Origin of the sequence: Salinarimonas ramus, assembly GCF_014645695.1 — a bacterium.
GTDB classification, from domain to species: domain Bacteria; phylum Pseudomonadota; class Alphaproteobacteria; order Rhizobiales; family Beijerinckiaceae; genus Salinarimonas; species Salinarimonas ramus.
In genome coordinates, this window is sequence record NZ_BMMF01000012.1 from 179094 (window position 1) to 204276 (window position 25183).

Sequence of the window (25183 nt, forward strand, 5' to 3'; positions counted from 1 at the left end):
AAGGGGAGGGTGCTAAACTCTCCAGCGCGGCGTGACACCGTCCGATCTCATCGACCGCGCGACCGGATGCGGCGGTTGGGCACGTCGGTGATCGTCGACGAGCGCACAGTCACGACGCGTCGAGCGGCCGTAGCAGCATGTCCGATTTGACGAGCTCCATCTCGAGCGCGGCGATCATGATCTCGAGATCTCGGATGCTGCGCAGGATCGCGTCGATGGAGAGCGCAATACGCCGAGCGGCGAGGGAGCGCACGACCGGCACGCCCTCGTGCGCCGCATGGCGGTCCGTCGCCTCGCGGATGCGCGCGAGGTCGCCACGCAACACGTCGACCAGGGTGCGGCTGCGTTCGATCTGCCCGCGCGCCGCCGCGATCTTACCCTCGATATCTGGCGCCAATGAACCACCTCCCATGGACCCAGTGTCGGCAATTTATGCGGCGGTCGCGTTAAATTTGTCGCTCCATGCGCAGTGCCGTCCCCGTCGGCTAGATGTTTAGTCCCGGCATTTGGTGGAGCGGATCGAGCCGGAAGCGTCCTGGCTCGGCGGACCATTGTTTGCAGATGAACTCGTAGGGTGTGAGGCCCTTGAGGGTCTTGAGGCGTCGGCCGTAATTGTAGGCCGCGACGAAGTCGGCGAGGTGCCGTCGAAGCTGGTCGTGATCGTCGTAATGGAAGCGCTTGACGGTGGCATCCTTGATGGTGCGGTTCATGCGCTCGACTTGGCCGTTGGTCCAGGGATGCCTCGGCTTGGTCAGTCGGTGCTCGATGTCGAGTTGGGCGCAGGCGAGCTCGAAAGAGTGGCACCGGAACAGCTCGTTTCGGGCGAGCATCTGCTTGATGTCCTCGGGCGTCCAGCCGTCGCCGGTCGGCTCGGTAAAGTGCGTTCCGTTGTCGGTGAGCACGATGTTGATCGTGTACGGCACAGCGGCGACGAGGTGGCGAAGGAAGTCGCCGGCGACGCGCCGCGTTGCCTTCTCGTGAAGCTCGACGAAGGCGAACTTGGACGTTCGGTCGATCGCCACGAAGAGGTGCAGCTTGCCCTCCTCGGTTCTGACCTCTGCAATGTCGATGTGGAAGAACCCGATCGGGTAGCTCTTGAACCTCGAACGCTGCGGCTTGTCGCCGTTCGTATCGGGCAGCCGGCTGATGCCATGGCGCTGAAGACAGCGATGCAGGCTCGAACGAGTAAGGTGCGGAATGGTGGCCTGGAGCGCGTAGAGGCAGTCGTCGAGGGGCAGGAGCGTGTGCCGCCGGAAAGCGACGACCATCGCCTCGTCCTCGATCGAGAGCACCGTGGATCTGGCCTCGCTCGGCCCCGTACGTCGATCGGCGACCGTCGCCCTGGCCTTCCACTTCGCGACCGTCTTCGGGTTGATCCCATACCGCCGGGCCAGCACCCTCAGGCTCTCTTGACTATGCTGTATCGCTCGACGGACTGCCGCTGTCGTCGTGGCGCTCCCGTGGTGAACCTGGCCCATAGCGCGTCCCTCCACTCGGGAGATAAGAATGCACCATCAAACCCCGGGATCAAACATCTAACGGCGCAGAGACCGGCGCGACCCCGCTGCGGCGCATCAGCCCAGCGATGGTGATCGCCACCGCTAGAGGGACAGGTCGCATCCTTTGGGTTGCCTGTTCCCGATCATCTCGTTCCTGAGCGTGTAGATGCCGCATCCGAGCTTGGCGATAGCGCCACGCCTCGCAATCCCGCCGCGATCGCACGGCACCTGCGCACGCGCAAAGAGACCCTCGCGACAGGTGCGCTCTCCTCCCGGAGGGCCGCTGCGCGCGCCGTCGGGATTAGGGAGGCGGCAGCATGCCGCATCATCGAAGTGCGACTGCGCCGACCAGGCGCGTATGCCGGGGAACCGTACGGCGGCGCGGACCGCCGGCCCCCCGCGCGCCCCCGCCACTCAGGCGGGAGCGGACGCGGCGCGCCGGCTTTCTTAAGCCCGGCTTTGCGCTTTGAACCCCGAACGGATTTGCTATCTTCATAGGACTTAAATTCTACCAGTGCCGCACGACGACGCGGACGCGATCACCGGGGAGCAAGACGTGGATTGGCGCAGCGCAACCTTCTTCCTGATCCGGGAGGAGAACGTCTCCTTTCCCCTCGAGCGCCAGCTCGCCTCGTTTCGCGACTACGTCGCGACGTATCAGGCGAGCGGCCTCAACACGATCACACTCGTGTGGATGAACCCGGTCGACGCGCAGACGGGCCAGATCCTCGAGGGCTTCTCGGACCCGCCGTGGCCGCTCGTGCGCGAGAGCCTGGACACGGTGGAGGCGTTCACGGCCGCGGCCAGAGACATGGGCATGAACGTCGTCTGGAAGCCGCATTTCGTGGTCGACGCCAACCATCCCGACAACGTCAACCAGATCAGCGCGCCGAACATCGATGTCGCGAATTTTCTTGCCGAGGTGCGCGCCTTCTGGCGCGAGGCGGCGCCGCGCAGCGAGGCCGCTGGCGCGGACATGGTGATCCTCGGCACCGAGCACGCGGATTACGGCGCTGGCGTCCACGAGGCCGCCTGGCGGGCGATCATCGCCGACGTGCGCGAGGTCTATTCGGGTATCCTCACCTACAATGCGAACTCGATCCTCGGGCGCGACTACATCGCCGGCGCCGACGACGTCGGCTTCTGGGACGCCCTCGATTTGATCGCGCTCAGCATGTACGCGCCGCTCGCCCGCGATGCGACGACGACCTACGAGAACGCCTATCGGACGCTCTTCGACAACCCCGCCAACGTCGCCGATCCGGGGCCGGGCGTGAACATTCCGACTATCCTCGCCGATCTCGCCGCGCGCTTCGGCAAGCCGGTCTACTTCTCGGAAGCCGGTGCGGCGTCGCACGTCGACGCGCTGCTCGTCCCGCCCGCGCCGGGCTTCGTCTCGGCCCAAAGCTACGAGGCGCAGCGCATCCTCTATCAGGTCCATCTCGACGTCTTCGGCAATTACGACTGGTTCTCCGGCATCAACTGGTGGGGCGAGCACAACGAGTTCTCGCCCGGACCGTCGAGCGCGGATTGGCCGGGCTACTTTTCCGACTTCCTGAAGCGCGGCTACGACTTCCTCGGCAAGCCCTCGGGGGAGGCCGTCGCCGCCGCCTGGCGCGACGGCGTGCCGCCGCCTCCCATCGATTATCTGGGCACCCAGAACGCCGATCGTGCCATCGGCGGACGCGGCGACGACGTGTTTGTTGGTCGCGGCGGCAACGACACGCTGATCGGCGCCGCGGGCATCGATCGGGCGCGCTACGAGGGCGTCGCCGCCGACTACGTCGTCACCGGCGATCTGCGCGCGGCGAGCGTGCGCGACGCGCGCCCCGGCCGGGACGGCACGGATGCGCTCGCCGCGATCGAGCGCATCGTCTTCGCCGACCGGACGCTCGCGCTCGACGTCGCGGGCGCGCCCGGCGAGATGTATCGCCTCTACCAGGCGGCCTTCGCCCGCCGTCCCGACGAGGCGGGCCTGGGGTTCTGGATCACCGAGTTCGAGGCCGGCCGCGTCGACCTGCGCGGGGCGGCTGCGGCCTTCGTCGCCTCGCGCGAGTTCACGCAGACCTACGGGCTCGCCTCCGAAATCGGCGATCGCGCCTATGTCGATCTCCTCTACGGCAACGTCCTCGGCCGCCCCGCCGACGAGGCGGGGGCTTTGTTTTGGACGCAGCGCATGGCGTCGGGAACGAGCCGGGAGGAGGTGCTCGGCCTGTTTGCGCAGAGCCCCGAGAACGTTGCCCTCGTCGCTCCCGCCGTCGCAGACGGCATCTGGTACGTCTGAGGAGCTGGGAGGGCGCGAAGAGGGGAGGGGAGGGCCGCGCCTGCCGGCCCGCGGCCGGGGCGGTCGGCGGGGCGCCCCGGCGGCGCCGGTCGGCGCTCCGCGGAGCGTCCTCAGGCTCCGACATGCCGCAACCCGTCGATAACGTCTTTGGTGCGGGCGCATCCCCCGGAGCCGCTCGCGGGGCGGCGCGCCACCGCGGGAGCGGCGGGGCGTCGCCTCTCCCGCGGCGGGGCGTCGCCTCGCGCGAAGCGGGCGCGAGACGCGCAAGGCGAAGCTGAACTCCCAGCGCGTTTCCTTCAACGCGCCGGCGTCGACGGTCGCCCACACAGAGGCGAGGCCGGTCTCGTATATGTTTCGCGCCGCATGCGCACCAGGCCTCACATAAAGGGGGAGTTGACGCGGCCCGTCGCGCGAAGCCGGTGGCTCGAAGCGACAGATCGCGTTCGAGAAGTTCTCGGCCGCTCCGGAGGCGGCGGGCGAGAAGACACCGATCTCCCGATCCTCGAAGTCACGCATCCGGAGTTCGGTCTAGAACATGGCACACGACACGTGTGCGAAAACCATGGCGCCGCAGCCGCTGCAGCAGCTGGAACTTTTCGATATCGCCGCCGAAGAACGTGGCGAAATCGATTTCCGGGACGAGCATCGTGACACCGCGTCGCCGTGGCGACGAGCTGCCGGCCTACTTCGACCGCGGGGAGCGATGGCCACCGTCATCACGGAAACGAGGGAGCAGGTCGCCCGAGCGCTCCCCGAGAGCGCGCCCGCGCGCGGTCACGAGGTCGTGCTCCTCGGCCGCTCGCGCTCATATTCAAGGATCCCGCAGGCACGGCGCGGGCGATCGCCAGCGCACGGCCCGACCTCTTCGTCTCTGCGGCCGCCTTCACGAGGGTCGATGCCGCCAAGAGCGCCGCGGACGTAGCTTTTCGTGTGCGCGGGGCGGGGGCGGTCGCCGCCGCGGTAGCCGCGCTCGACGTACCGCTGATCCACCTGTGCACCGACGACGTGTTCTCGGGGAGGGCGACCGGCCCTGGCGCGAGGACGATCCGGTCGATCACGATCGAGGAGAAGCCGGCGGCGCCGCGTTCGAACGGGGCGGTGACGGGCCTCTACTTCTACGACGCCGAGGTCTTCGAGATCGCCCGCGCCGTGACGCCCTGCGCCCGCGGCGAGCTCGAGATCACCGACGTGAACCGCACCTACCTCGAGCGCGGGCGCCTCTCGGTGGCCAAGCTCGGGCGCGGTTTCGCCTGGCTCGACACCGGCACACCCGAGAGCCTGCTCGAGGCCTGCGAGTTCGTGCGCGCGCTGGAAAAGCGCCAGGGCTACCGCATCGCCTGCCTCGAGGAGGTCGCCTTCCAGATGGGATGGATCTGCGCCGACGATCTCGCCCGCCTCGCCGACGACATGGTCAAGTCGGCGTACGGGCGGTACCTCGCGCACGTCGCGGCAGGCGGGCGCTGAACCTCGAGGAAATACATCGTCACGCGCCCTCCTCGCGCTCGACCACGACGCGTTCGATGTAGCGTGCGAGCGTCGCGAGCGACTTCCAGCCGCCCGCGCGCATGATCGTCAGCGCATCCGTACGCGCCTTGGCGAAGTCGCACGCCGCCCCGACCCGGGCCGAATGACCGGAGAGACCCGCGATCTGGGAGGGAGGAAGTTCTGCCGCCGCGGCGACGCGCTTGAAGATCGCGGAGATCTCCGCGGGGTCGAGAGCCGTCTCCTTGACGACGCCGTTGCGCAAACCCCGAAAGATCGGACCCTCGCGGGTGCCGGAGGCCGAGAGCCAGATCTCGATGGCGGCGCGGGTTCTGATCGACAGATGCGCGGTGCGCCCGTCGCCGAAGGCGTCGTTCTTCGCCCGCGGCACGAAGACGTGGAAGCCGCCCTCGGGGGCGGGCTCGAGATGCGCGACCTCGATCGCGACGAGCTCCGCGCGCCGGCAGAGGCTGTCGTAGGCGGTCAGGATGAGCGCCCGGTCGCGCCGACCCTGAAGGGTCTGCGGGCAGGCAGCGGCGAGCGCGTCGCGGACCTCGCGCGAGAGCGGCAGCGCCTGGCGCTGGCGTCGTCCGTGCCGGCGGAAGGCGCGGCGCATGGCGAGGCGGACCTCTTCGTCGGCGACGGGATCGCAATGGCGCCCGAGGCGGTGCGCCTTGGCGATGCCGCAGAGCGCGACGCGGACCGTCGCGGGCTTCATCGTCGCCGCCATCTCGTCGACGAAGGCCGCGACCGTCGCCGGGCTCGCCGGATAGGCACGCCGGCCAGATGCATGGCAGAAAGCCTCCAGGGATTTCATGGCGTTGGTGTAGTTCTTGATGGTTCTGAATGAATAAGCGCCCTCGAGCCGCGCGATCTGCGCGCGCCAGCCCGGGACGCCGTCCCGTGCGGTCGGCATCGTGTCGCTCCGATGATGGGGGATCCGGCGGGGGCGGCGCGGGGCCGCCTCCGCCGAGGGCGTCAGAGGCGCGGGGCGTGCGCCGAGGGGCTCGGCGCGGACGCGGTCGAGGCAGGTGGCGTCGACACCGGGGCGGCAGCGATCCGGCGCATCGCGTGGCGAAGGCGCCGCACGAGCTTCTTCATCCAACGCTTTGCCGAGGCGAGCCGATCCTCGCCCGCGGCGGCGCGCAGGAACGCGCGCCGGGCATCGGCGGCGTCGCCGGCGAGGAGCCAGGTGCCGTCCGCGAGCTTTTCGCCGCCGAGGCGCTCGGCGAGGTCCTCGACGAAGGCGCGGGCCGAGATACCGGGCGGGGGCAGGGCGAGGCCGATGAGATGCGCGGCGCCGGTTTCGGCCGCGACGGCGCGGCGGACGAGATCCGGCGCGCGGGACGCGGCGAGGTGGACGCGGCCGTGCGCGTCGACGATGAGGGACGGGATCTTCATGCGCGGTCCTCCCCGGCGAGCGTGGCTGCCGGCGCCGAGATGTCCCGCGGCCGCCCGGGCGCATGCGCGAAGGGCAGGGGGAGTGGTAGCCGGAGCTGGGCGGGGCGGGGGGGCGGGCCGAAGAGGCCGGGCGGGGCGATCGCGGGGCGCGGGTGGCGGCGCGAATCGTTGACGGCGCGGCGTTCGCCGCGTGATGTACCGACGGTCATGGTGTCTCCTGTGCGAACCAGGTGCCCATGGCTAGGCCGTCGGGGTGTTGGCGCACCTCGGCGGCCGCCTCCGCGCGGGATGCGCGGGCGAGCGATGAGAGAATAGATGCAGACCTTCGTAGATCGAAGCGGGAACGAGGTTTCTGGTTAACGGGACGCTTGTTCTGTCTCGGCCAGGGGTGAGGGCAGGGGCGAGGCCGCCTCGAGGGGGAGACGCGATGGACCCGATGATCCGCATCGCGGTCTGGATGTCGCAGCTGATCCGTAACGGCGTCGACCGGGCGCACCGCGATCGCGTTCTTCGCGGTCGCGGTGGTGGCGGTCGTCCTGGTGTCGCTCGAGCTGCTCGGGCTCTGGCCGGAGAGCTGGCGGGCGCAGCCGATCTCCAGGCTGCCGCCGGCGGGAGTGCTCGGGGACTGAGGTCGGCCGAGTGACGTCCCTCGAGGGAGCTCGGCCGGAGGGGCGGGCAGGAGAAGCGAGTGATCCTCGGCACGTCAACGTTTCCCGCCAAGCCCTTGAAATCTTTCGATCCGTTGTCGCGGGCCGCGACAAGGCCGAAAGGCGGGGGTCGCGCAAAGGCCGAGAGGCGGGGGCGCGACGAGGTCGAAGGGTGCCCGGCCGAGCCGAGATCGAGAGCCGGAGCCGGACTTTCGTCGTCGGACCCGCCGTGCCGGCGGCGAGCCCCGGTGCTCCGAGGATCGATCCGAGAACGGATCCCGGGGTCGGCCGTCGAGCGAGCCGGCACGATCGTCCCGCTTTCGCGATCCCCCCTCGGCGCCTCGACGGGAGCCTTCGCGCCGCGCCCTGCCAGCGATGCCGACACCGGCAGCCGGGCGCGCGTGATCGTGTGGGCGGCGTGGGGTCCGCGGTATCTGCGCGCAGCCGGGCATCCGGCGATGCCTGCGAGACCCGCCCCCGAAGAGACGGGCGAGGACATGATTCGCGCGACCGCGTCGCGGCGAAGATCGCCCGCCGGGCGACACGCCTGATCGAACGGGTTCTCGACCTCGACGTCCGTTCCCGAAAAGTGGGCGAGATTTCGCGTGACGAGGACGGCTTCGTGGTGCAGCGCAGTCGCGGCGATCATCAGGTCGACGCCGTTGTTCTTGAGGCGCGCGCTCAAGCGACCCCAGATGCGCGCCGCCTCCGGGCAGATCGGCAGGACGCGATCCGAATACAGCGCTGTGGTCCTCTCGACCCAGCCCCGCAGATCCGCGGCGAACCGCGGGTCACGATCCTGCACGGCTGTGATACCCCGTTCGATTTCGCCGAGCGTGATGACGCTCACATATAGGTCGCGCGCGTCATGCTGCTCGAACCATCGAGCGACCGTCGGATCCCGGTCGGCACGGCGCAACGCGGATATCACGTTCGTATCGACGAGGTACATCACAGATCGACGTCGCGCGGTCGCCGATCGGCGCGCTCCAACTCGGCGCAGCTTGGGAATGCGAGCAGATGTTCGGCGAAGGAGCCGCGCCCTGTGCGCGCCTGCTCCAGAAGGCGATCGTAACCCTCGGCGAGGGCCCGTTGCCGCGTGATCAAAAACCCCAGAACACCATGTCCAATGCGGACTTGATATCGTAGGATCGGTCGGAGATGTCAGCGATCGGCGGACCGGCGAGCAGCTTGGATGGTATCGCTGCCATCTCGGCGGTATGGAGCACGTACGGCTCTGCGAAAATCTCGAGGATCGGCTCCAGACGTGAGATGGGCGCCGGCCCGTCACGCAGGAGATGCAATGGGGCGACGACGCGCGTGCCGGCATCGATCAGGTCGCTCTGGAGATCGAGGACCAACCGCCCGCGCGCCAGGCGATAGACGTGGAACTGCGCCATCAGTCCAGCTTCAATACCTGGAGTTCGGCCAACGGCGTTCCGTTCTCGTCGATCCAGGAGCGACGCTCCGCGATCGCCTCCGCGTTCTCCTCCTGCCAGCGGCGTGCTCGTGCCACCCGCACGGCCTCGGCCAGCGCCTCATCGGCAATCGCCGAGACGTTCAACCCGAGCTCTCTCGCCCCAGCGAGATTGATCACGCTCAGCGTCACATTGGTGCGTTGCTTCTCCTGTGCGACGTTCGGCATAGCACCCTCCAAGATACACACTAACGATAAACATGGCGTCGTGCGCGCGCAAGCTCACGCGCCGCCGTGGCTTCCTTATGGGCCGGTCGGTTCCCAGCGGCTTCCCGTCTGTCGTCGGGCTTCATCGCGGGCCCAACCCTCGCCCGGCGCAAACCCGTTCATGCAGTGTCTTCGGGCCCGGGACCCCGAGCGGACGCCCGGCGCCGATCGCAGCGACGACGCAGACGTGGTGATCGCAGACCGACTTCGCCCCCTCGGAGGCGGCGAGGCAGGCGCTCGAGCCATTCCGAGGAAAGGGAGAGAGCGGTGCCGGTCGGGGCGGCGGCGGGGTCGGCCTCGTCGCTCTCCTCCTCCCGAGGGTTCCCCGACGAACACCCGACCGCTCTTTGCCCACCCGTGCGGCTTTCGCACCGCGGCGAGGCCCCGGCTCGACCGCCTCGATCCTCCGAGATCCGGTAGTCGGCCGCGCATGTCGTTCTCGATCGACGCCGACACGGCGCGAAGAACGGGCAGGAGGGCGCGCCGGCGCGCATAGCGCTCGACCGGGTCGTCGATGTCGTGGTGAAGGCCTCCGACATGCCGCCGCCCGCATGGGCGGCGGCCGCGACGGACAGGATCGGGCCGACGAGCGGACACACTCCGCTTTCGGCGCAAACGAGCATGTCCACGATAAGACGCATACATGCCCCGGCCACGAAGGCCGGGTCGAGGCGGGCTCCCTCGGCGCCGAGGGCGACGAGCTCGCTCGGCGTGGGGGCGCGCGAGCGGACCACGGCGAGCGCGTCCGCGAGGAGACCCTCTTCGACGAAAGCCGCAACGCGGTCCGGGGTCCCGGCCGCCCGCACGCGATCGCGCGAGGTAGGGCTCGCCCGCCTCGTCCCATGCCGTTCCGAAAAGCCTGCGTGCGACGCGCGCCTATTCCCTCGTGTCAAGCGTCAGCCGGAACTGACCCCCTGCCGTCACGAAGAACTGACCCCCTCGCTGGTTGATGTGGTGATGTGAGGCGCCGGAGCGGCCTTCTGCAGAAGGCCGCTCCGGCGCTTTTCGCGCAGCCGATAGCTCTCACCGCGGATGGTGATGACGTGGCTGTGGTGGAGGAGGCGGTCGAGGATGGCGGTCGCGACGACGGGATCGCCGAACACGGAGCCCCACTCGCCGATGGCGCGGTTCGAGGTGACGAGCATGGCGCCACGCTCGTAGCGGCGAGAGACGAGCTGGAAGAAGAGGTGCGCCGCATCCTGCTCGAAGGGCAGGTAGCCCAGCTCGTCCACGATCAGCAGCTTCGGCTTGGCGTAGTGGAGGAGGCGCTCGTCGAAACGGCCATCGGCATGCGCCTTGGCGAGGTTGGCGACGAGCGCCGTGGCCGAGGTGAACAGCACGGTGTAGCCGGCCACGATCACCTCGCGCCCGAGGGCGACGGCGAGATGCGTCTTACCAACCCCCGGCGGACCGAGCAGCAGGATCGCCTCGCCGTTTGCGATGAAGCGGCCGGTGGCGAGCTCGCGAACTTGGTGCCGGTCGACGGATGGCTGCGCCTCGAAGTCGAACCCGGCGAGGTCCCGAGCAAAGGGGAACTTGGCGAGCCCGAAGGCCATCTCGATCCGGCGCTGGTCTTTGCGCGCGATCTCGCGCTCGCAAAACAGGGTCAGCGCCTCGCGGATCGTCAGGTCGCGCCGCCCGGCCTCGTCGAGGAGGCTGTCGAGCTGGTCGCGGATCGCGGTGAGCTTGAGGCGGGTGAGCATCCGCTCGAGATGCGCGTGCGTGTCGATGAGCATCACCAGGCCCCTCCGACGAGCGCCTCGTATTCCGCCAGGGGGCGCAGCAGCGCCGCGGCGGCGACCTTCGAGCCGTCGACGGTCTCCTCGTCGCGGACGCGTCGCACGGCTCGCCCTCCGGCGCCGGCGACGCCCTCGAAGTGCGCGGGATCGACGATCCGCCCCTTGCGGCGCGCGCTCGACGGATGGCTCGCGACCTCGCGCCCGCCATAGGCGATCCGCACGCTCGCACCCGTCACTGTCACCCGCACGCTCTCGCCGATCAGGCGCCATGGGACGGAGTAGGCCGAGCCGTCGACCTCGACCGTGCAGTCGGCGCCGACCCGCCGGACGAGATCGCGGGTCGCGAGGAATGAGCCATGGCCCGGCAGCGGCTTGAGCCGCGCGGCCTCGTCGCGGGCGAACCGCACGATCGGCGCCTCGCCGGTCGTGCCGTGCTCGCGCACGTCCGCGATCTCGCGCGTCCACTCATCGAGATGCGCTTCAAAGGCGGCGAAGCTTTCGAAGCTGCGCCCGGCGATCGCGTTGTTCTTGACGTAGCCGACCCCGCGCTCGTCCTTGCCCTTGGTACGGGCGCGATACGGCGCGCAGGCCACCACCCGAAAACCCCAGTGCCGCGCGAAGGCATGGAGCCGCGGGTTCAGGACGACCTCTCGGCTCGCCGGGTCATGATGCACGACGAGGGCGCGGGCGTTGTCGAGGAGGACCTCCTCGGTCACGCCGCCGAAGGCCCGGAAGGCGCTCTCCATCCCCTCGAACCAGCTCTCCTGGCGCTCGCCGTCGAAGGCGCGGACGTGGAGGCGCCGCGAGTAGCCGAGCGTGGCCACGAAGAACGAGACCCGCCGCTGCTCGCCGCCGATCTCGACGCGCCGCTCGCCGAAGTCGATCTGCAGCTGCTGGCCCGGGCGCGTCTCGAACCGGATCGTCGCCCGCGCCTCGGCGCGGAGCTCACGACGCAGGTGGGCGACGGCGCGCTCGACGGTGCGCAGGCTCACCACGACCTTCTTCTCCGACGCCAGCTCCTGGCGCACGACATCGGCGTTCCCGGCGTGACGCCGGAAGCGCTCGGCGATCCAGTCCTCGAGCCCGTCCAGCTTCTTCGAGCGCGACGGCGATGTCGGCGGCCGCCATCCACCGGCTCTCAACCAGCCGAACCGTGTTCCGCGAGCACCCCAGCTCCGCCGCGATCCGCTTCGAGCCCCACCCGAGCGCCTTCAGCGACAGCATCGCCGAGACCTCGTCCGGCTCCTTCATCTCCAGCCCCCGTGCAATCTGCTCCTGGGGGCGTTTGTGCATCCATGCGTCGTCCATCGCGACCTCCTGCTCGACGGCAGGGGTCACTTCCTCATGGCGCCAAGGGGGGCAGTTAGTCGTGTCGCCCGACACCTCGCGCCGGTCGAGGCGGCGGCGTCGAGGGCCGCCCGCGCGCAAACGCGACGTCGCCGGCCTGGAGAGCCGTGTCGCGCAGCGTCCGCGCGAAAGAGGCCGACGCATACCCGTCCTCGTCGGCGCCCGTCGCGCTCCGCCGCCGGGAGAGTTTCCTGCCGAGGTCGTTCGCGGCGAGGGCCCCGTGTATTCGCGCCGTGTGGCGCAGGACCGCGGCGGCCGCATGCGCATCGAGGCCCCCTGCGGCGGCGAGCGCCTCGTCGAGACGAGCGAGGCGCACGAGAACCTCCGCCTCGAGTTGCCGGTCGCCGGTGCGGCGGGCGAGCGTGAGCGCCTCCTCGCTGCGTCCGAGGTCTGCGAGCGCGGCCGCCAGTCGCGAGGCGAGGTGCTCGGGAACGGCGCCCCGCGCATCGTAGCGGCCGGCGTCGAGCGTAGCGATCGCGGTCTCGAAGGCGTCCGCGTTCCCTTTGTCGGCGAGGAGGGGATGCCTCGCCGCGATCGTCGAGCGCGCCCGGCGGGGGGCTTCCTCGTCGAGACGCGGATCGAGCGCGCCGAAGCGCCGCCGGGGCGAGGCCCGCATCGAGTTGGGCGGTCAAGAACGCGCGCCCGGCCGCATCCGGCGCACGGTCGAGCACGTTGCCATAGAACAGCTCGACGAAGGCGCCGTTTCCGAGCGTGGACGCCGTACCGGAGCGCGACAGGAACTCGGGTGAGGCGATGAAGGCCTCCGCGACGCCGAGCAGCGACGTGCCGCCCTCGTCGAGAACGCGGGTCCAGAACGACACGCCCGGCTGGTCGGGCGTGCGGGCGAAAGCCGCCTGGTAGAGCCGATGAGCCTGCCCCGCGTTACCAACGAAATCGAACGCGAGCGTCGCGTCCGTGAAGAGAAGGCGCTCGATTCCCGAGAGCGTGTCGGCACCGTCGCCGCCGATCGGGGCATGATCTCGCAAGCGACCATCGAGGCGCTCGAGCAGCGCAGGGTCGAATACGTGCTCGGCGCACGCGAGCGCTCCGACAAGCGGGTGCGCTCCGTCATCGACGACGCGGCGCCCTTCGTCCCGCTCCTCGTCGAGCGGAGTGCGGGAGATACCCAGCTCTTCGTCAAGGAGGTCGTCGTCGACGGGGTCCGCAACATCGCCTGTCGCAACGAGGCCGAAGCGCGCAATTATGCCGCCGACCGAAAGGCCGTTGTCACCGCCCTCGACGCGCAGCTGAAGCCCGGCGACCAAGCGCTCGGCTGCATCTCCGCCTATCGGCGCTACTTGCGCAAGACCGGCGCCGATGCGGCCTTCGAGATCGATGTCGGCAAGCTCGCCGACGAGGCGCGCTACGACCAGCTCTTCGTCCTGCGGACCAACACGCGGATCTCACCGCTCCAGGCCGTTCTGCGCTATCGCGAGCTCCTCGTGGTCGAAGCCTTGTTCCGCGCCGCAAAGGCGACCTTCTCGACCCGCCTGATCTTCCATTCCTCGGATGCAGCCATTCGCGGGCACGTCTTCTGCTCGTTCCTCGCCCTCATCCTGCGCAAGGAAATCTTCGAGCGATGCTCGGGGCATCAATCGGTCACGACGACACCTCTTCAATCGAATCGCCGTAGGACGAACGCTCTGACATGTCGCGCTTACACCAGGTGCCAAAACGGGAACGCCGGCCGACCCGAAGCTCGACCGGCGCCCAATACATGTTCGTCCGCCCGCGAGTGGGGCGACCTTCGGTCCTGGAGACCGTGAGTACCACGGTCATGTGAAAGCGGCGTTGGTAGGGACCGGCGCGCGAGATGTGCGACTTGGGTAGTCTGCCCGCAACGGGGCGATGTCACCGGCCGCTTCACATGATTTAGATGCCGCGCCTCGTCCGGGCCGTCAACCGGATATCTGATGGTTATCCGAGATTTTTTCTCTACGACGTGCGGCCGCGGCGGAATGGACGCGATCACCTTCACGGCACTCGTCGATGCCGTGGGCCATCATCGCACCGTTTCGATCCGTGCGCTGGCCCTCGTCGAGCGCCCGCCCGCCGAGCCCTCCCACGAGCGGCCGGAAAAGAGCCGGACCGGGTGGCCGGAGATTGCTCGGAGCGCCGGCCGCTTGATGATCGGTACAGATGGCCGGATCCGTCGGAAGCCTCACCTCGCGCTCGAGACCCTTCAGACGCGTGCGCTCCTCGCTCGTGAGGCCGCCCCGCTGCCCCGCTGCCCCGCGTCACGCTCGTCCTGCCGCATCCCGAGACGAAGCGTCTCGCCGCTACAGCCGACTTTCTCTGCCACGGAGCGTATCGCCACCGATCGCAACGCATGCGCCCTCTCCTGCTCGCGTACCAACCGAACGGCGCGATCGCGCAGCTCCAGATGGTACGGCTTCGTGCTCTTCTTACGTACCATGGACCCCGATCTCGGGTGTCATAGGTCGCTGAGCCTACACGTTCGCGACGACCGCCCCGTCACAGGCGCCGGCGTCTGGACCTCTCCGGCGGACGGTAGCCCGGGGGCAGGGCGCTCCACCGCCTTTCGACGAGAGGCTGGAGTTCACGGTCGACCATGTAGCGTGCAAAGGGAGCGCGGCGCGGATTGAGAATGCTCCAGACCGTCGAACGTGGTGGAAAAGACTTTGGTAGAGCGAGCCAGCTCGCATTTGTCGTAATCTTGTAGAGATAGGCGTCGATGACGCTCCTCAAATCGGTTTTTGGCCCGGGGTGCAAATAATGTCGCAAGATCGGTTCGAGGTGCGCCCACTCTTCGTCCGTGACGCCGTCTCCAGGCCCTGGGCCCGTCTCGGGACGGAAGCACGCATCGAGAAAACGCGGTTCGTCCGCTCCGTTCGGTCGTCGGGGGCGCGGAGGCGACCGAACGTCGGGCGTCGAAGGATCGAGCAGCACGCACATCTCTCGGGCGATCTTCTTTGCCCGCTCGGACGCGACGAGTTGGATCTGGCGACGATCGCCGACAGGCTCGATCGTCTCGACCCATGCGCCGCGATGGCGGTCGTGCCCACGCAGGTTCTCGATGTGTTTGCGGACCGCGCTGTACGTCATCCCGAGAGCGGACGCGACGCCGTCGATCGTCGCCGGCGATCCGAGGGTGTTGATCGAGAGTACCTGCAGGAGGACGCTCGCGCCGATGAGGCTCATGCCGTCGGTCTCGCGACCCAGAACGTCGATCGCGGCAGTGAGGCGGCCGATCGCCTCATGGTCGAGTTCGGTCAAGGTCCGCTGCACGCCTCGTCACTCCAGGCCGGCGCCGTGCACCATGCAGCACTCGAATAGCGTGGGGGCTTTCCCGTCGCAACGACTTGGACGGATCTTTATCGACGGTCGAGCCGCCCCGTGTGCCGTCGAGGGCGCGAGGCTCCGTCGCCGAACCGCGAAAGTGCCCGACGCGCGAAGCGCACGGACCGTGCCGCCCGGCGGAGCCGGACCGGGTGGTCGCATTCCCACCCGTGGGCTGCGACCGTGTCACGAAGGCTTTCCGGCAAGAAATCGGGCCAGGCCTGCTTGGACTTGTGGTCGTGACGACTTCGGGCAGGTGCAGGACACGTGTCTGCCGCGCCCGCCCGAGGACGCGGGCCTGGCGGAAGACGGACCCGATCGCATGAACGACGATGTGCCCGAGATGACGCTGGACGGCATCTTCAAGATGCTGACCTGGCGAGGCGTGGCGCTGACGAGGATGTTTGGCCTTCAACAGGTGGACGGCGAGCCCCTCCAGCAAGAGTTCCACGAACCCATCGTTCTCGTGCTCGATGGCGCCGGCTGGCACACGGCGCCGATCACCGTGCCCGACGGCATCCGCCTCGTCTTCTCGACGAGGATCGCGAACTCATCCGCGGACAGACCGGCTTCCACTGGTAGCCGAAGCGAAGGACACCGACCGCCGGCCTCAGGTTCGGTGAGCCTTCGCGATGACGGTGACGTCCGGCAACCCCTCGAAATGTGCGTCACAGGTCAAGAGTGTGGCGCCATGGTGTCGAGCCGTTGCGAAGACGATGGCGTCGGCGCTCGATAAACGGTAGGTCCGGCAGGCATCTGCGGCATCGAGGGCGATTGCGGTGTCGAGATCGACGACGCGGCAGATTTGGCTGAACGCGATGACGCGGTCGGCTTCGTCGTCCCCGACTTCGCGGGTGAGCCACTTCGTCAACTCCAATTGAACCATCGTCGGGACGATCCAATCGGCCTCCGCCGGCAGCCTCTCCGCGACGAGCAGGCCCGCCCGCGATCCGATCAGCCACTCGATCCACGCCGACGTGTCGACGAGGACACTCATGTACGATCCTCGCGGTCCCGAAATCCGTCGGGCGACGCCCCTTCCGCCAGTCCGGCAAGATCACTGCGGTCGGGTACGGGCACCAGCAGAACGCCGGTTCCCTTGGGTATGAAAGCGAACTTGAGCCCGGCGCTCCAGCCGTGTGCCGCTCGGACGGCTTTGGGAATGGAGATCTGAAACTTCGACGAAAGGGTCGTGGTCTGCGACATTTCGTACGTCCTCTTCATCGGTCGGCAAAACGTAAGATACGGCGCCTCGAGCAGCACGCAAGCCTGCGTGCGAGCGAGGCTGCCGAAATGCCGGGATCGACGTCGCCGGCCGCGCCCCAGCGTTGGTGTCTGCGCGAAAGGGCGGTGCATCGACACGCGGTGTACAAGTGCGTGACCAAGGGCGGCGCGCGGAGCTCCGCCCGTAGCGGAGCGCGCCGTCCGGGAGTAGTTACCGTCGATCTTCCACTAGCCTTCGCGTTGGAAGTTCGAACCTGGATAGAGACGATGATGACCGAGGAGAAATTGGCCCTGATCGATCTGATCGAGCGGCTCGCAATCCGGTCGCCTGTCGGACGGCCGCGTTGAACATCAACGCGACGTCGAAGGGGCTGCGATAGGTTGGCCGCGGAGATGGCCGAGCACGGCGCCTTGCGTCATGGAGCTCGAGGTCGGTGCGCTGACGGGCGCCGGCTATGGCGAGAAGAGCGCCGAGCGCGTCGTGCAGCGCAACGGCTTGGCATGGCCACTGCGAAGGATCGTTCCGGTCGGACATCGGTCCGGCTATGCGCGGCCTGTTCATCGGGCCGCGCGATCCATTCGCAAATCGAGCCGCGTGCCGAAGACATGCTTCAACCACCCCGCGCCTACGCCTACATCGACGCCGTTGCTCGCTATGGGTCCATCCGAAAAGCGGCGAAGCACCTGAACGTTGCCTCGACAGCCCTCAATCGCAAGATCCTCGAGCTGGAGCAGGAGATTGCCACGCCGTTGTTCGAGCGTCTCCCACGAGGCGTGCGCCTCACCTCGGCCGGCGAGGTGCTGCTCGTCGCGATCCGGCGCAGCATGGCCGAGATGCGATCGGCGGCCTCGCAGATCGAGCAGCTGCGTGGCCTCGTGCGCGGCATCGTGCGCATCGGCTGCGCGCAATCGGTCGCGTCAGATCTCGTGCCGCGCGCCATCGCCGCCTTTCAAGACGCGCATCCGGGCGTACAGTTTCGTCTGTGGAGCGGGGTTACCAGCGGCTTGGTCGCAGCCTTGCTGCGAGACGACGTCGACCTCGTGCTCGCCCATGATCCGCCGCCCTCCGACGCGCTGCAGATCATTGCCGAAGCGCCGCAACCGCTGTGCGCCATGATGCGCCCTGATCACCCGCTCGCCGGTCGCGCCAGCCTCCGGCTGGCCGAGCTCCAGGCCTTTCGCATCGCCGTGGGTGACGAGACCTTCCAGACCCGTCGGGCGCTCGACGACGCGATGCACCGCTCGCGGCTCACCTTCGAGATCGCTCTGGAGGCGAGCAGCGTCGAGGCGCTGAAGACCTACACGATGGCGACGGGGGCGATCGGCTTCCAATACGAGATCGGCACCCGTCGCGAGGTCGAGCGGGGCGACCTCGCGGTCGTTCCGCTGAGCGACGTCCCGCTGGCCGGGAACCGCCTCGTTCTTGCCTGTCGCGCAGGTCGTCTCCCGCCGATCGCGGCCGTAACGTTCTGCGAAAATCTCGCGCAGATGCTCAAGAAAACGTCTTGATGACGCCTATACCGTAATCATTTGAACGAGCGCGCGCATTTTGTTGCCGCTCCGAGATAAAAAATGTTCTTGTTGGGTCATTCGCTCGAACCTAGCCTCGCTCTCGTTCAGGTCCGACTTGGTTCGCGGACCACCGTTACGCCGTTCGCGCGATCTCTGCGCCGCGACGCTGTGTTTCGGGCGTCCGGATTGTCTCACTGCGCTCGAGCGGATCAAGCCTCACAAAAATACGCCACCGGCGCAGCCCGGGCTCAATGTCACATGTGCTCCCAAGCCAGCCAGACAGACAGCACGATGAAGATCGACGATCCCGAGGTCCTCGCTGAAGTGAACGGTGTCTTCGATGCCTACGAAGTCGCCTTGATTGGTAACGACGTCGCGACGCTCGACAGCCTCTTTTGGCACGACGCTAGAACGCTGCGGTTCGGTGCGGCCGAGAACCTCGTCGGCATCGCCGAGATCCGCGAGTTCCGCAACACGCGCCCCGGCAAGGCGCTGGCGCGAACGATCACCGCGCGCCACGTGACCACGTTCGGCGACGCGTTCGCCGTGGCCAACATCACGTTCCGGCGTGACGGGGAGCAGCGGATCGGTCGTCAGACCCAGACCTGGGTCAAGACGCCGGATGGCTGGCGTGTCGTCGCGGCCCACGTCAGCTGGATGGACTCCTGATGTCGGCGAGGTCGACAACGTCCATACGCCCCATCCAACGAGACGATCTCGGCGCCTTCTGCGCTCACGCCCCACTCGGCTCGCTCGCGATCGGGGGCGGCTCCGGTCCGCTCGAGGGCGTGAGCCTCGCGGTCAAGGACCTGTTCGACGTCGTCGGCGTCCGGACGGGCGCGGGCTCGCCCGCCTGGCTCGAAGCCGCGGAACCCGCAGCCGAGAGCGCCGCGGCGGTGCGTGCGCTCGTCGCGGCGGGTGCGACCGTCGTCGGAAAGACGCTGACGGACGAGCTGGCATGGAGCCTCAACGGCGAGAACGTGCATTACGGCACGCCCGTCAATCCGCGCGCTCCGGGTCGTGTCCCCGGCGGATCGTCTGCCGGCTCGGCGGCCGCGGTTGCCGGTGCGCTCGTTGATCTCGCGCTCGGCACCGATACCGGGGGCTCCGTTCGTCTCCCCGCGAGCTATTGTGGGATCTGGGGCTTTCGCCCGACGCACGGGCGCGTGCCGATGGCGGGGGCGGTGCCTCTGGCTCCGAGCTACGACACGGTGGGCTGGTTCGCGCGTGATCTTGCGCTCCTGGAGCTTGCCGGCTCGGTGCTTCTGGCGCAGCCGCTCGCGCATTCGCACGGCTTTCGCCGGCTCGTCGTCGCGTCCGACCTTTTTGCCCGCGTCGACGAAGGGCTCCAGCCGGCGCTCCGCGCCGCGACGGAGGCGATCGCCGCACGGTTTTCGCGCGTCGATGCGATCGAGCTCGCCCCCGACGGCATCGCGCAGTGGCGGCTGGCGTTTCGGGTCGCGCAATCGGCCGAGGTCTGGGAGACGCATCGGGCGTGGGTCGAGCGCGCGGCGCCGACCTTCGGCCCCGGCATCGAGGAGCGCTTCGTCATGGCGTCGCAGCTGACGCCCGACGAGATCGCCGCCGCGCGCCGGTCACGCGCCGCCATCCGCGAGCGGATGGATGCGGTGCTCGGAAAGGACGCGCTGCTTCTCGTACCCTCCGCGGCGTCGATCGCGCCGCGGCGCGCGATGGACGCCATCGCCCTCGAAGAGCTCAGGAACCGCGCGCTGGAGATCCTCTGCCCTGCGGGCCATGCCGGCCTTCCGCAGGTCACGATGCCGGCGGTCGACACGCCCGACGGGCCGATCGGCCTCGGCCTTATCGGCGCGCGCGGATCGGATGAGCGGCTCCTCGCCTGCGGGCGCGAGCTCGCATACGCAACGGCTCCCCTCACGACTTGAACCGAGGAACTCCGTCATGGTCGACACGAAACCAGCCGTCATCCTCCGCTCCCCCGGCGATTTCGAGACGTTCCGCATCAAGGCCGAGGACGGGAACTACATGGCCATGATCGTCGACACCGTGAAGGACGACGTTCCTTTCAACGTGTTCTTCGAGGTCTTCGAGCCGGACGGGGCCACGCCGCTGCACCATCACGGATACGCCCACGAGATGTTCTTCGTGCTCAAGGGCGAGGGCGAATCCGTCTGCGACGGAAAAACCCTGCCGATCAAGACCGGAGACGCCTTCCTGGTGCGGCCCGGCAACGATCACATCGTGCGCAACACCGGCGCGGACAAGCTGTATTGCCTCACGGTCATGGTGCCCAACGAGGGTTTCGCCGAGCTCGTGCGCTCGGGTATTCCCATGGACCTGCCGCAGGCCGATCTCGATCTCCTCACGGTTCGGTCCTGATGAGCGCCCGCCACCACCTCCAGGCGTCGGCCGGCACCTGCCATTGCGGCTTCTTCGACGCCTCGCTTCCTCCGACGCTGACCGTCGCGAGCGGCGACGTCGTGACGATCGACACGCTCACGGGAACGATCGCCATGCTCGCGCATGCGCCGGGTCACACGCCGCCGGAGCTCGAGGCCGTCCGTCGCGAGGCACCGTCGTTTCCCGCGCCGCATATCCTGACCGGGCCGATCGCCGTCGCCGGCGCAGAGCCCGGCGATCTGCTCGAGGTGCGCATCCTCGACGTCGCGCTCCGCCAGGACTGGGGCTTCAACCTGGTCCGGCCGCTCGGCGGCACGCTTCCGGACGACTTTCCCGACGAGCGTCTGCTGATCGTCCCGATCGACCGCGAAGCCATGACGGCGACCCTGCCGTTCGGCGTGACGGTGCCGCTGTCGCCGTTCTTCGGGATCATGGGCGTCGCGCCGCCTCGCACGTGGGGACGCGTCACCTCGGTCGTGCCGCGCGCCCACGGCGGCAACATCGACAACAAGGAGCTGGTCGCGGGCACGAGCCTCTTCCTCCCGGTGCACGTCGCGGGCGCGTTGTTCTCGTGCGGCGACGGGCACGGCGTCCAGGGCGACGGGGAGGTCTGCCTGACGGCGCTCGAGACGGCGTTGACCGGCACGTTCCAGCTCGTTCTGCACAAGGCGGAAGCCAGCTCTGTCGCGCATCTGGCCGCCCCGCGCGCGACGACACGCACGCATCTCGTCACCATGGGCTTCGACCCGGATCTCGATCGCGCGATGGAGATCGCGCTGCGAGACATGATCGCCTGGTTGTCGACCGCGCCGGGGAGCCGGACCGACGGGACGCGCGAGACCGATCATGCCTTCGACGGCTGGGGCCTGAGCCCCATCGACGCCTACAGCCTCTGCAGCCTGTGTGCCGACTTCCGCGTCACGCAGACCGTCAACGGCGCGAAGGGCGTCCACGGCATGATCCGCCGGGACTTGCGGCCATGACCACGGCACCGCGCGTGCATGTCTCGGGGCGAAGCGAGGGGCCGCCTGATGGCGCCCTTCGGCACTGCGCCATCAGGCAGGCAACTCCATCGCGATCCCGAGAGGGCGCCTCTCAAATGCAAACGGCGATGCCGCAAACGACCTCGATCGAGCTTCCTCGAGATCGCTTGCCGAGACCGCCGGAAGACGTGTTCATGCCCTTGCCCGACGGAACGCGGCTGGCAACCCGCATCTGGCGTCCGGCCGAAGAGGGTCCGCATCCGGTCCTGATGATGCGCCAGCCCTACGGGCGCGAGATCGCGTCCACCATCACGCTCGCCCATCCGTCCTGGTACGCGCAACGCGGATACATCGTGGTCGTTCAGGACGTGCGCGGCACCGGCGGATCCGAGGGGGACTTCGATCCATTCGCGACCGAAAGCGAAGACGGTGCCGCAGCTGTCGCGTGGGCGCGCATGCTGCCGGGCGCAAGCGGCAAGATCGGGCTCTACGGCTTCTCCTACCAGGGCATGACCCAGCATCTGGCCTTGGCCGGCGGAGCGCGGGTCGATGCGATCGCGCCGATCATGTCCGCGTGGGACCTTTGGGACCACTTCGTCGCGGAAGGCGGCGCCTTTCGGCTCGATTGGAACGTCGGCTGGGCGATGCAGCTCGGCGCCAATGCCGCACGGCGCGCCGGAGACGGCGAGAGCTTCGCGGATTTCGTGCGCTCGACTGAACGCGGTATCGGCGATGCGAGACCCGCTCTGCCCGACATCGCGCTCGCGCGCCGCGAGGCGACACATCTCGCGGATTGGGTCGAGGCGATCGGAGACCGAGAGTATTGGGCCGCTCGCTCGCCGTCCCGCCTGATCTCGGACAATTCCGATGCGCTCACCACGCCGGCTCTGCACGTGGGCGGCTGGTTCGACACATTCCTCGAGGGCACGATCGCGGCCCATGCAGCCTTCGCGGCAGCGGGTGCGCCGGCTCGGCTGGTCATCGGGCCGTGGGCGCACAGCCCCTGGCAAGGCGGCGAGCTTTCGGTCGACATGCTGGTCGCAGATTGGTTCGACCGTCTTCTCGCCGGGACGCCGAGGGGAGCCGATAACGCTTCTGAGATGCGACTTTGGGACCTTACACGCAAGGAGTGGCGACACCTCGACTCGTGGCCGGAGACGTCGCTGCCATTCTGGTTGACCGGCGACGGACTTGCCGCGGCGTTCTCCAATGGCCTGCTGCTTCGCTCACCGGATCACGCTGACGGCATCGAGACGTTCGTGCACGATCCCTGGCGGCCCGTGCCCGCGCGGGGTCATCACCTGACGGCTCCATACGGCATGGCAGAGCGGAGCGACCTCGACGCCCGCGCCGACGTCGCCGTCTTCACCTCGCAACCGCAGACGGAGCCTGTCCGGCTGACCGGGGCTGGTCGACTCGAGCTCCATGTCGAGAGTGACGCGCCGTCCTTCGATCTCCACGCTGTGCTCTCGATCGTCGATCCCGCAGGTTCGGCGCGCACGCTCACGGTCGGACACCAGCGCTGCGCGAGGCCCGTCGGGCGGCAGGAGATCCGCCTGCGGCCCGTATGCGCCACGATCGAGCGGGGAATGCGACTGCGCCTGTCCTTGTCGGGTGCGGCATGGCCTGCCTTCGCAGTCAATCCGGGAACTGGAGCCCTCCCCGAGACGACGGCCGGCCATCTGCGCCGCCCCATCACGATCTCGATCAGCACACCCGCGAAGCTCGACCTCGGAGTCTCTCGATGAGCCGCACCCCCACGATGCCGTGCCGCTGGCAGGATCTCACGACGGAGGACTTTCGCAGGCTCCCCGCCGACACCGTCGCGATCCTGCTGACGGCGGCGATCGAGCAGCACGGTCCGCACCTGCCCGTCTCGGTCGACACCACGATCCTCGAGGGGCTCCTGGCGCGTGCCCTGGGCAGCCTGAGCGGTGCGCCCGTGCTCGTGCTGCCCACGATGTGCGTCGGGAAGAGCGACGAGCACGCCCACTTCCCCGGCACGCTCACGCTCGATTGGAAGACGACGGGCGAGCTGTGGCGCCAGGTCGGTCTCTCCGTCGCCCGAGCGGGCGTACGGCGGATGATGATCGTCAATTCGCATGGCGGCCAGGTCCAGCTCATCGACGTCGTCGCGCGGCAGCTGCGGATCGAGGCTGGCCTGTTCGTCGCAGCAGTGCATTGGCCGGCGCTCTGGTCCGGTGAGGATCGATTGTCCGAAGTCGAGCGGCGCCACGGCATCCATGGCGGGCTCGTGGAGACGGCGATGATGTTGCACCTCGCGCCCGGGCTCGTGCGCATGGAGGAGGCGCGCGATTTCGAAAGCTGGGGAGCCGAGCTCGATGCGACGTTCGAGATCCTCGCGCCCGAGGGCGCGGTGGGGTTCGGCTGGATGAGCGAGGACCTCCATCCCGCGGGAGCGCTCGGCGACGCGTCAGCGGCGACCGCGGAGCTCGGCGCAGAGATCGTCGAGGAGGTCGCCGGCGGCATCGCGCGGCTCGTCGAGGAGGTGCGCCGGATCGACCTGTCGCGCTTCGACCGCGACTGGACGAGAGCCGGCCTCTCCCAGCGGGGACCGGCGGAGGCCCGGCGATGACCGATCTCGCGATACGATCCCTGCGCAAGACCTATGGCCGGACGGTCGCCCTCGACGACGTCTCGATCACCCTGGCTAAGGGCGAATTCGTGTCCCTCTTGGGCCCGTCCGGCTGCGGCAAGACGACGACGTTGCGATCGGTCGCCGGCTTCGTCGAGCCCGATACCGGGGAGATCGTGCTCGGCGGGAAGAGCCTCGTCGGCCTGCCGCCGTACGAGCGCGACATCGGCGTCGTTTTCCAATCCTATGCGTTGTTCCCGCACATGACCGTCGCCGCGAATGTCGGCTTCGGCTTGAAGATGCGCGACGTCTCTCGCGCCGAGACCGCGGCACGCGTCGCGGCCGCGCTCGATCTCGTGAGCCTCGCGCGGCTATCCGAGCGCTACCCGTCCGAGCTGTCGGGCGGGCAGCAGCAGCGCGTCGCCCTCGCCCGCGCGCTGGTCATCGAGCCCGAGGTGCTGCTGCTCGACGAGCCGCTGTCGAACCTCGACGCGACGCTGCGGAGCGAGATGCGCGACGAGATCAAGGCTCTGACCGATCGCATCGGGATGACGACCTTGTTCGTCACCCACGATCAGGCCGAAGCGCTCGCGATGTCGGATCGCGTCGCCGTGATGCGCGACGGACGCATCCTCGAGGTCGCGAGCCCCGAGAGGCTGACGGAGCTGCCGGGGACCGCGTTCACGGCCCGGTTCCTCGGTGGCCGCAGCGTGCTGCCCGGGCGCGTCGAGAGCGATGACGGCGGCTGGATCTTCCGCCTGGAGGGCGGGCCGGGCCTGCTGCTCCCGCCCGGCATCGCGGAGACGAGCCCGACCCACGTCGTCCTGCGCGCGAACCGCCTCGGCCTCAGCGAGGACGGCGAGGGACTTCCCGTCCGGGTGGAGCGTGCGGTGTTTCTCGGGGAGACCCGGCAAGTCGACGTGCGCGCCGGCACCGCGGAGGTGCGCGTCCATCTGCCCTCCGAGCGCGCCGCACCACCCGTGGGAGCGAACCTGCGCCTCACCATTCCCGACGGCGCGCTGCGCTTCATCCACGACCCGAGCGCGCCCTGAACGCGCTGGTGCGAAACGAACCCCCTTCACCCTGCCACCCGATAGGAGACGTCG

Annotated in this window: 20 protein-coding genes and 6 pseudogenes; 12 read left to right on the plus strand and 14 right to left on the minus strand. The window is 68.7% G+C overall.

The features are described 5' to 3' along the window. Positions 1-109: 109 nt before the first annotated feature. Positions 110-397: a hypothetical protein gene (locus tag IEX89_RS19040; RefSeq protein ID WP_188914839.1), complete on the minus strand. Its 288-nt coding sequence runs from the start codon at positions 395-397 to the stop codon at positions 110-112. Positions 398-485: 88 nt separating this feature from the next. Continuing rightward, on the minus strand, positions 486-1478 hold the full coding sequence (locus IEX89_RS19045) for an IS481 family transposase (RefSeq protein ID WP_188914840.1): 993 nt from the start codon (positions 1476-1478) through the stop codon (positions 486-488). A gap of 577 nt (positions 1479-2055) precedes the next feature. Here IEX89_RS19045 and IEX89_RS19050 point away from each other — a divergent pair. The 3 genes and pseudogenes from IEX89_RS19050 to IEX89_RS24800 all read left to right on the plus strand — a co-directional run. After that, positions 2056-3783 (plus strand): DUF4214 domain-containing protein, encoded by a 1728-nt coding sequence (locus IEX89_RS19050; protein ID WP_188914841.1) that lies wholly within the window; start codon positions 2056-2058, stop codon positions 3781-3783. Between the two features lie 663 nt (positions 3784-4446). Continuing rightward, a pseudogene (locus tag IEX89_RS24795) lies at positions 4447-4803 on the plus strand (sugar nucleotide-binding protein); the annotation flags it as partial. Positions 4804-4827: 24 nt separating this feature from the next. After that, positions 4828-5247, plus strand: a pseudogene (locus tag IEX89_RS24800) (sugar nucleotidyltransferase); the annotation flags it as partial. Positions 5248-5266: 19 nt separating this feature from the next. Here the strand turns inward: IEX89_RS24800 and IEX89_RS19060 are convergent. The 9 genes and pseudogenes from IEX89_RS19060 to IEX89_RS24875 form a co-directional block, all read right to left on the minus strand. Then, positions 5267-6181: a tyrosine-type recombinase/integrase gene (locus IEX89_RS19060; protein ID WP_188914843.1), complete on the minus strand. Its 915-nt coding sequence runs from the start codon at positions 6179-6181 to the stop codon at positions 5267-5269. 62 nt (positions 6182-6243) lie between these two features. Next, a complete protein-coding gene (locus tag IEX89_RS19065; RefSeq protein ID WP_188914844.1) occupies positions 6244-6666 on the minus strand; it encodes a hypothetical protein in 423 nt (140 codons plus the stop codon). Between the two features lie 1257 nt (positions 6667-7923). Continuing rightward, a pseudogene (locus tag IEX89_RS24805) lies at positions 7924-8265 on the minus strand (type II toxin-antitoxin system VapC family toxin); the annotation flags it as partial. Between the two features lie 151 nt (positions 8266-8416). After that, positions 8417-8713 (minus strand): CcdB family protein, encoded by a 297-nt coding sequence (locus tag IEX89_RS19075; RefSeq protein ID WP_188914846.1) that lies wholly within the window; start codon positions 8711-8713, stop codon positions 8417-8419. Continuing rightward, a complete protein-coding gene (locus IEX89_RS19080) occupies positions 8713-8958 on the minus strand; it encodes a type II toxin-antitoxin system CcdA family antitoxin (RefSeq protein WP_188914847.1) in 246 nt (81 codons plus the stop codon). Before IEX89_RS19080 ends, IEX89_RS19075 begins: the two co-directional genes overlap by 1 nt. A gap of 959 nt (positions 8959-9917) precedes the next feature. Next, positions 9918-10733, minus strand: coding sequence for an IS21-like element helper ATPase IstB (istB, locus tag IEX89_RS19085; protein ID WP_188914848.1), 816 nt, complete (start codon positions 10731-10733; stop codon positions 9918-9920). Continuing rightward, positions 10733-12044 (minus strand): annotated as a pseudogene (gene istA / locus IEX89_RS19090) (IS21 family transposase). Before istA ends, istB begins: the two are co-directional and overlap by 1 nt. A 55-nt stretch (positions 12045-12099) precedes the next feature. Then, positions 12100-12699: a hypothetical protein gene (locus tag IEX89_RS24515; protein ID WP_244645576.1), complete on the minus strand. Its 600-nt coding sequence runs from the start codon at positions 12697-12699 to the stop codon at positions 12100-12102. A 49-nt stretch (positions 12700-12748) separates the two neighbouring features. Beyond that, positions 12749-12904: pseudogene (locus IEX89_RS24875) on the minus strand (hypothetical protein); the annotation flags it as partial. Positions 12905-13039: 135 nt separating this feature from the next. Between IEX89_RS24875 and IEX89_RS19100 the strand changes: the two are divergent. Continuing rightward, a pseudogene (locus IEX89_RS19100) lies at positions 13040-13669 on the plus strand (IS1634 family transposase); the annotation flags it as partial. Between the two features lie 889 nt (positions 13670-14558). Here IEX89_RS19100 and IEX89_RS19105 read toward each other — a convergent pair. From IEX89_RS19105 to IEX89_RS19115, 3 genes are all read right to left on the minus strand, one after another. Beyond that, the gene (locus IEX89_RS19105; RefSeq protein ID WP_188914851.1) at positions 14559-15320 is read right to left on the minus strand and encodes a transposase; all 762 of its coding nucleotides are present in this window, start codon (positions 15318-15320) and stop codon (positions 14559-14561) included. Positions 15321-15993: 673 nt separating this feature from the next. Further along, positions 15994-16380, minus strand: coding sequence for a type II toxin-antitoxin system VapC family toxin (locus IEX89_RS19110; protein WP_188914852.1), 387 nt, complete (start codon positions 16378-16380; stop codon positions 15994-15996). Further along, on the minus strand, positions 16377-16589 hold the full coding sequence (locus IEX89_RS19115) for an AbrB/MazE/SpoVT family DNA-binding domain-containing protein (protein ID WP_188914853.1): 213 nt from the start codon (positions 16587-16589) through the stop codon (positions 16377-16379). Before IEX89_RS19115 ends, IEX89_RS19110 begins: the two co-directional genes overlap by 4 nt. Positions 16590-17108: 519 nt before the next feature. Between IEX89_RS19115 and IEX89_RS19120 the strand changes: the two genes are divergently transcribed. From IEX89_RS19120 to IEX89_RS19155, 8 genes are all read left to right on the plus strand, one after another. Beyond that, entirely contained in the window at positions 17109-18116 is a 1008-nt protein-coding gene (locus tag IEX89_RS19120) for a LysR family transcriptional regulator (protein WP_210317677.1), read from the plus strand. 294 nt (positions 18117-18410) lie between these two features. Next, positions 18411-18788: an oxalurate catabolism protein HpxZ gene (gene hpxZ, locus IEX89_RS19125; RefSeq protein ID WP_188914854.1), complete on the plus strand. Its 378-nt coding sequence runs from the start codon at positions 18411-18413 to the stop codon at positions 18786-18788. Further along, positions 18788-20023, plus strand: coding sequence for an amidase (locus IEX89_RS19130; RefSeq protein WP_188914855.1), 1236 nt, complete (start codon positions 18788-18790; stop codon positions 20021-20023). Before hpxZ ends, IEX89_RS19130 begins: the two co-directional genes overlap by 1 nt. A gap of 16 nt (positions 20024-20039) precedes the next feature. Further along, positions 20040-20477: a cupin domain-containing protein gene (locus tag IEX89_RS19135; RefSeq protein ID WP_188914856.1), complete on the plus strand. Its 438-nt coding sequence runs from the start codon at positions 20040-20042 to the stop codon at positions 20475-20477. Next, on the plus strand, positions 20477-21481 hold the full coding sequence (locus IEX89_RS19140) for an acetamidase/formamidase family protein (protein WP_188914857.1): 1005 nt from the start codon (positions 20477-20479) through the stop codon (positions 21479-21481). Before IEX89_RS19135 ends, IEX89_RS19140 begins: the two co-directional genes overlap by 1 nt. Before the next feature lie 194 nt (positions 21482-21675). Further along, positions 21676-23229, plus strand: a complete 1554-nt coding sequence (locus IEX89_RS19145; RefSeq protein ID WP_188914858.1) for a CocE/NonD family hydrolase — start codon at positions 21676-21678, stop codon at positions 23227-23229. Next, complete coding sequence (locus IEX89_RS19150) at positions 23226-24077, plus strand: creatininase family protein (protein WP_244645577.1); 852 nt, start codon at positions 23226-23228, stop codon at positions 24075-24077. The genes IEX89_RS19145 and IEX89_RS19150 overlap by 4 nt, the downstream gene beginning before the upstream one ends. Further along, on the plus strand, positions 24074-25129 hold the full coding sequence (locus tag IEX89_RS19155) for an ABC transporter ATP-binding protein (RefSeq protein WP_188914859.1): 1056 nt from the start codon (positions 24074-24076) through the stop codon (positions 25127-25129). Before IEX89_RS19150 ends, IEX89_RS19155 begins: the two co-directional genes overlap by 4 nt. Positions 25130-25183 lie beyond the last annotated feature (54 nt).

Excerpts from the sequence above, each read along its gene's own strand:
- IEX89_RS19155 (WP_188914859.1), top strand. The coding sequence starts at position 24,074 with ATGACCGATCTCGCGATACGATCCCTGCGCAAGACCTATGGCCGGACG.
- IEX89_RS19130 (WP_188914855.1), top strand. The coding sequence starts at position 18,788 with ATGTCGGCGAGGTCGACAACGTCCATACGCCCCATCCAACGAGACGAT.
- IEX89_RS19150 (WP_244645577.1), top strand. The coding sequence starts at position 23,226 with ATGAGCCGCACCCCCACGATGCCGTGCCGCTGGCAGGATCTCACGACG.
- IEX89_RS24515 (WP_244645576.1), bottom strand. The coding sequence starts at position 12,699 with ATGCGGGCCTCGCCCCGGCGGCGCTTCGGCGCGCTCGATCCGCGTCTC.
- hpxZ (WP_188914854.1), top strand. The coding sequence starts at position 18,411 with ATGAAGATCGACGATCCCGAGGTCCTCGCTGAAGTGAACGGTGTCTTC.
- IEX89_RS19115 (WP_188914853.1), bottom strand. The coding sequence starts at position 16,589 with ATGTCGCAGACCACGACCCTTTCGTCGAAGTTTCAGATCTCCATTCCC.
- IEX89_RS19045 (WP_188914840.1), bottom strand. The coding sequence starts at position 1,478 with ATGGGCCAGGTTCACCACGGGAGCGCCACGACGACAGCGGCAGTCCGT.
- IEX89_RS19135 (WP_188914856.1), top strand. The coding sequence starts at position 20,040 with ATGGTCGACACGAAACCAGCCGTCATCCTCCGCTCCCCCGGCGATTTC.
- IEX89_RS19080 (WP_188914847.1), bottom strand. The coding sequence starts at position 8,958 with ATGCCGAACGTCGCACAGGAGAAGCAACGCACCAATGTGACGCTGAGC.
- IEX89_RS19060 (WP_188914843.1), bottom strand. The coding sequence starts at position 6,181 with ATGCCGACCGCACGGGACGGCGTCCCGGGCTGGCGCGCGCAGATCGCG.
- IEX89_RS19145 (WP_188914858.1), top strand. The coding sequence starts at position 21,676 with ATGCCCTTGCCCGACGGAACGCGGCTGGCAACCCGCATCTGGCGTCCG.
- IEX89_RS19140 (WP_188914857.1), top strand. The coding sequence starts at position 20,477 with ATGAGCGCCCGCCACCACCTCCAGGCGTCGGCCGGCACCTGCCATTGC.
- IEX89_RS19075 (WP_188914846.1), bottom strand. The coding sequence starts at position 8,713 with ATGGCGCAGTTCCACGTCTATCGCCTGGCGCGCGGGCGGTTGGTCCTC.
- IEX89_RS19110 (WP_188914852.1), bottom strand. The coding sequence starts at position 16,380 with ATGAGTGTCCTCGTCGACACGTCGGCGTGGATCGAGTGGCTGATCGGA.
- IEX89_RS19120 (WP_210317677.1), top strand. The coding sequence starts at position 17,109 with ATGGCCACTGCGAAGGATCGTTCCGGTCGGACATCGGTCCGGCTATGC.
- istB (WP_188914848.1), bottom strand. The coding sequence starts at position 10,733 with ATGCTCATCGACACGCACGCGCATCTCGAGCGGATGCTCACCCGCCTC.
- IEX89_RS19065 (WP_188914844.1), bottom strand. The coding sequence starts at position 6,666 with ATGAAGATCCCGTCCCTCATCGTCGACGCGCACGGCCGCGTCCACCTC.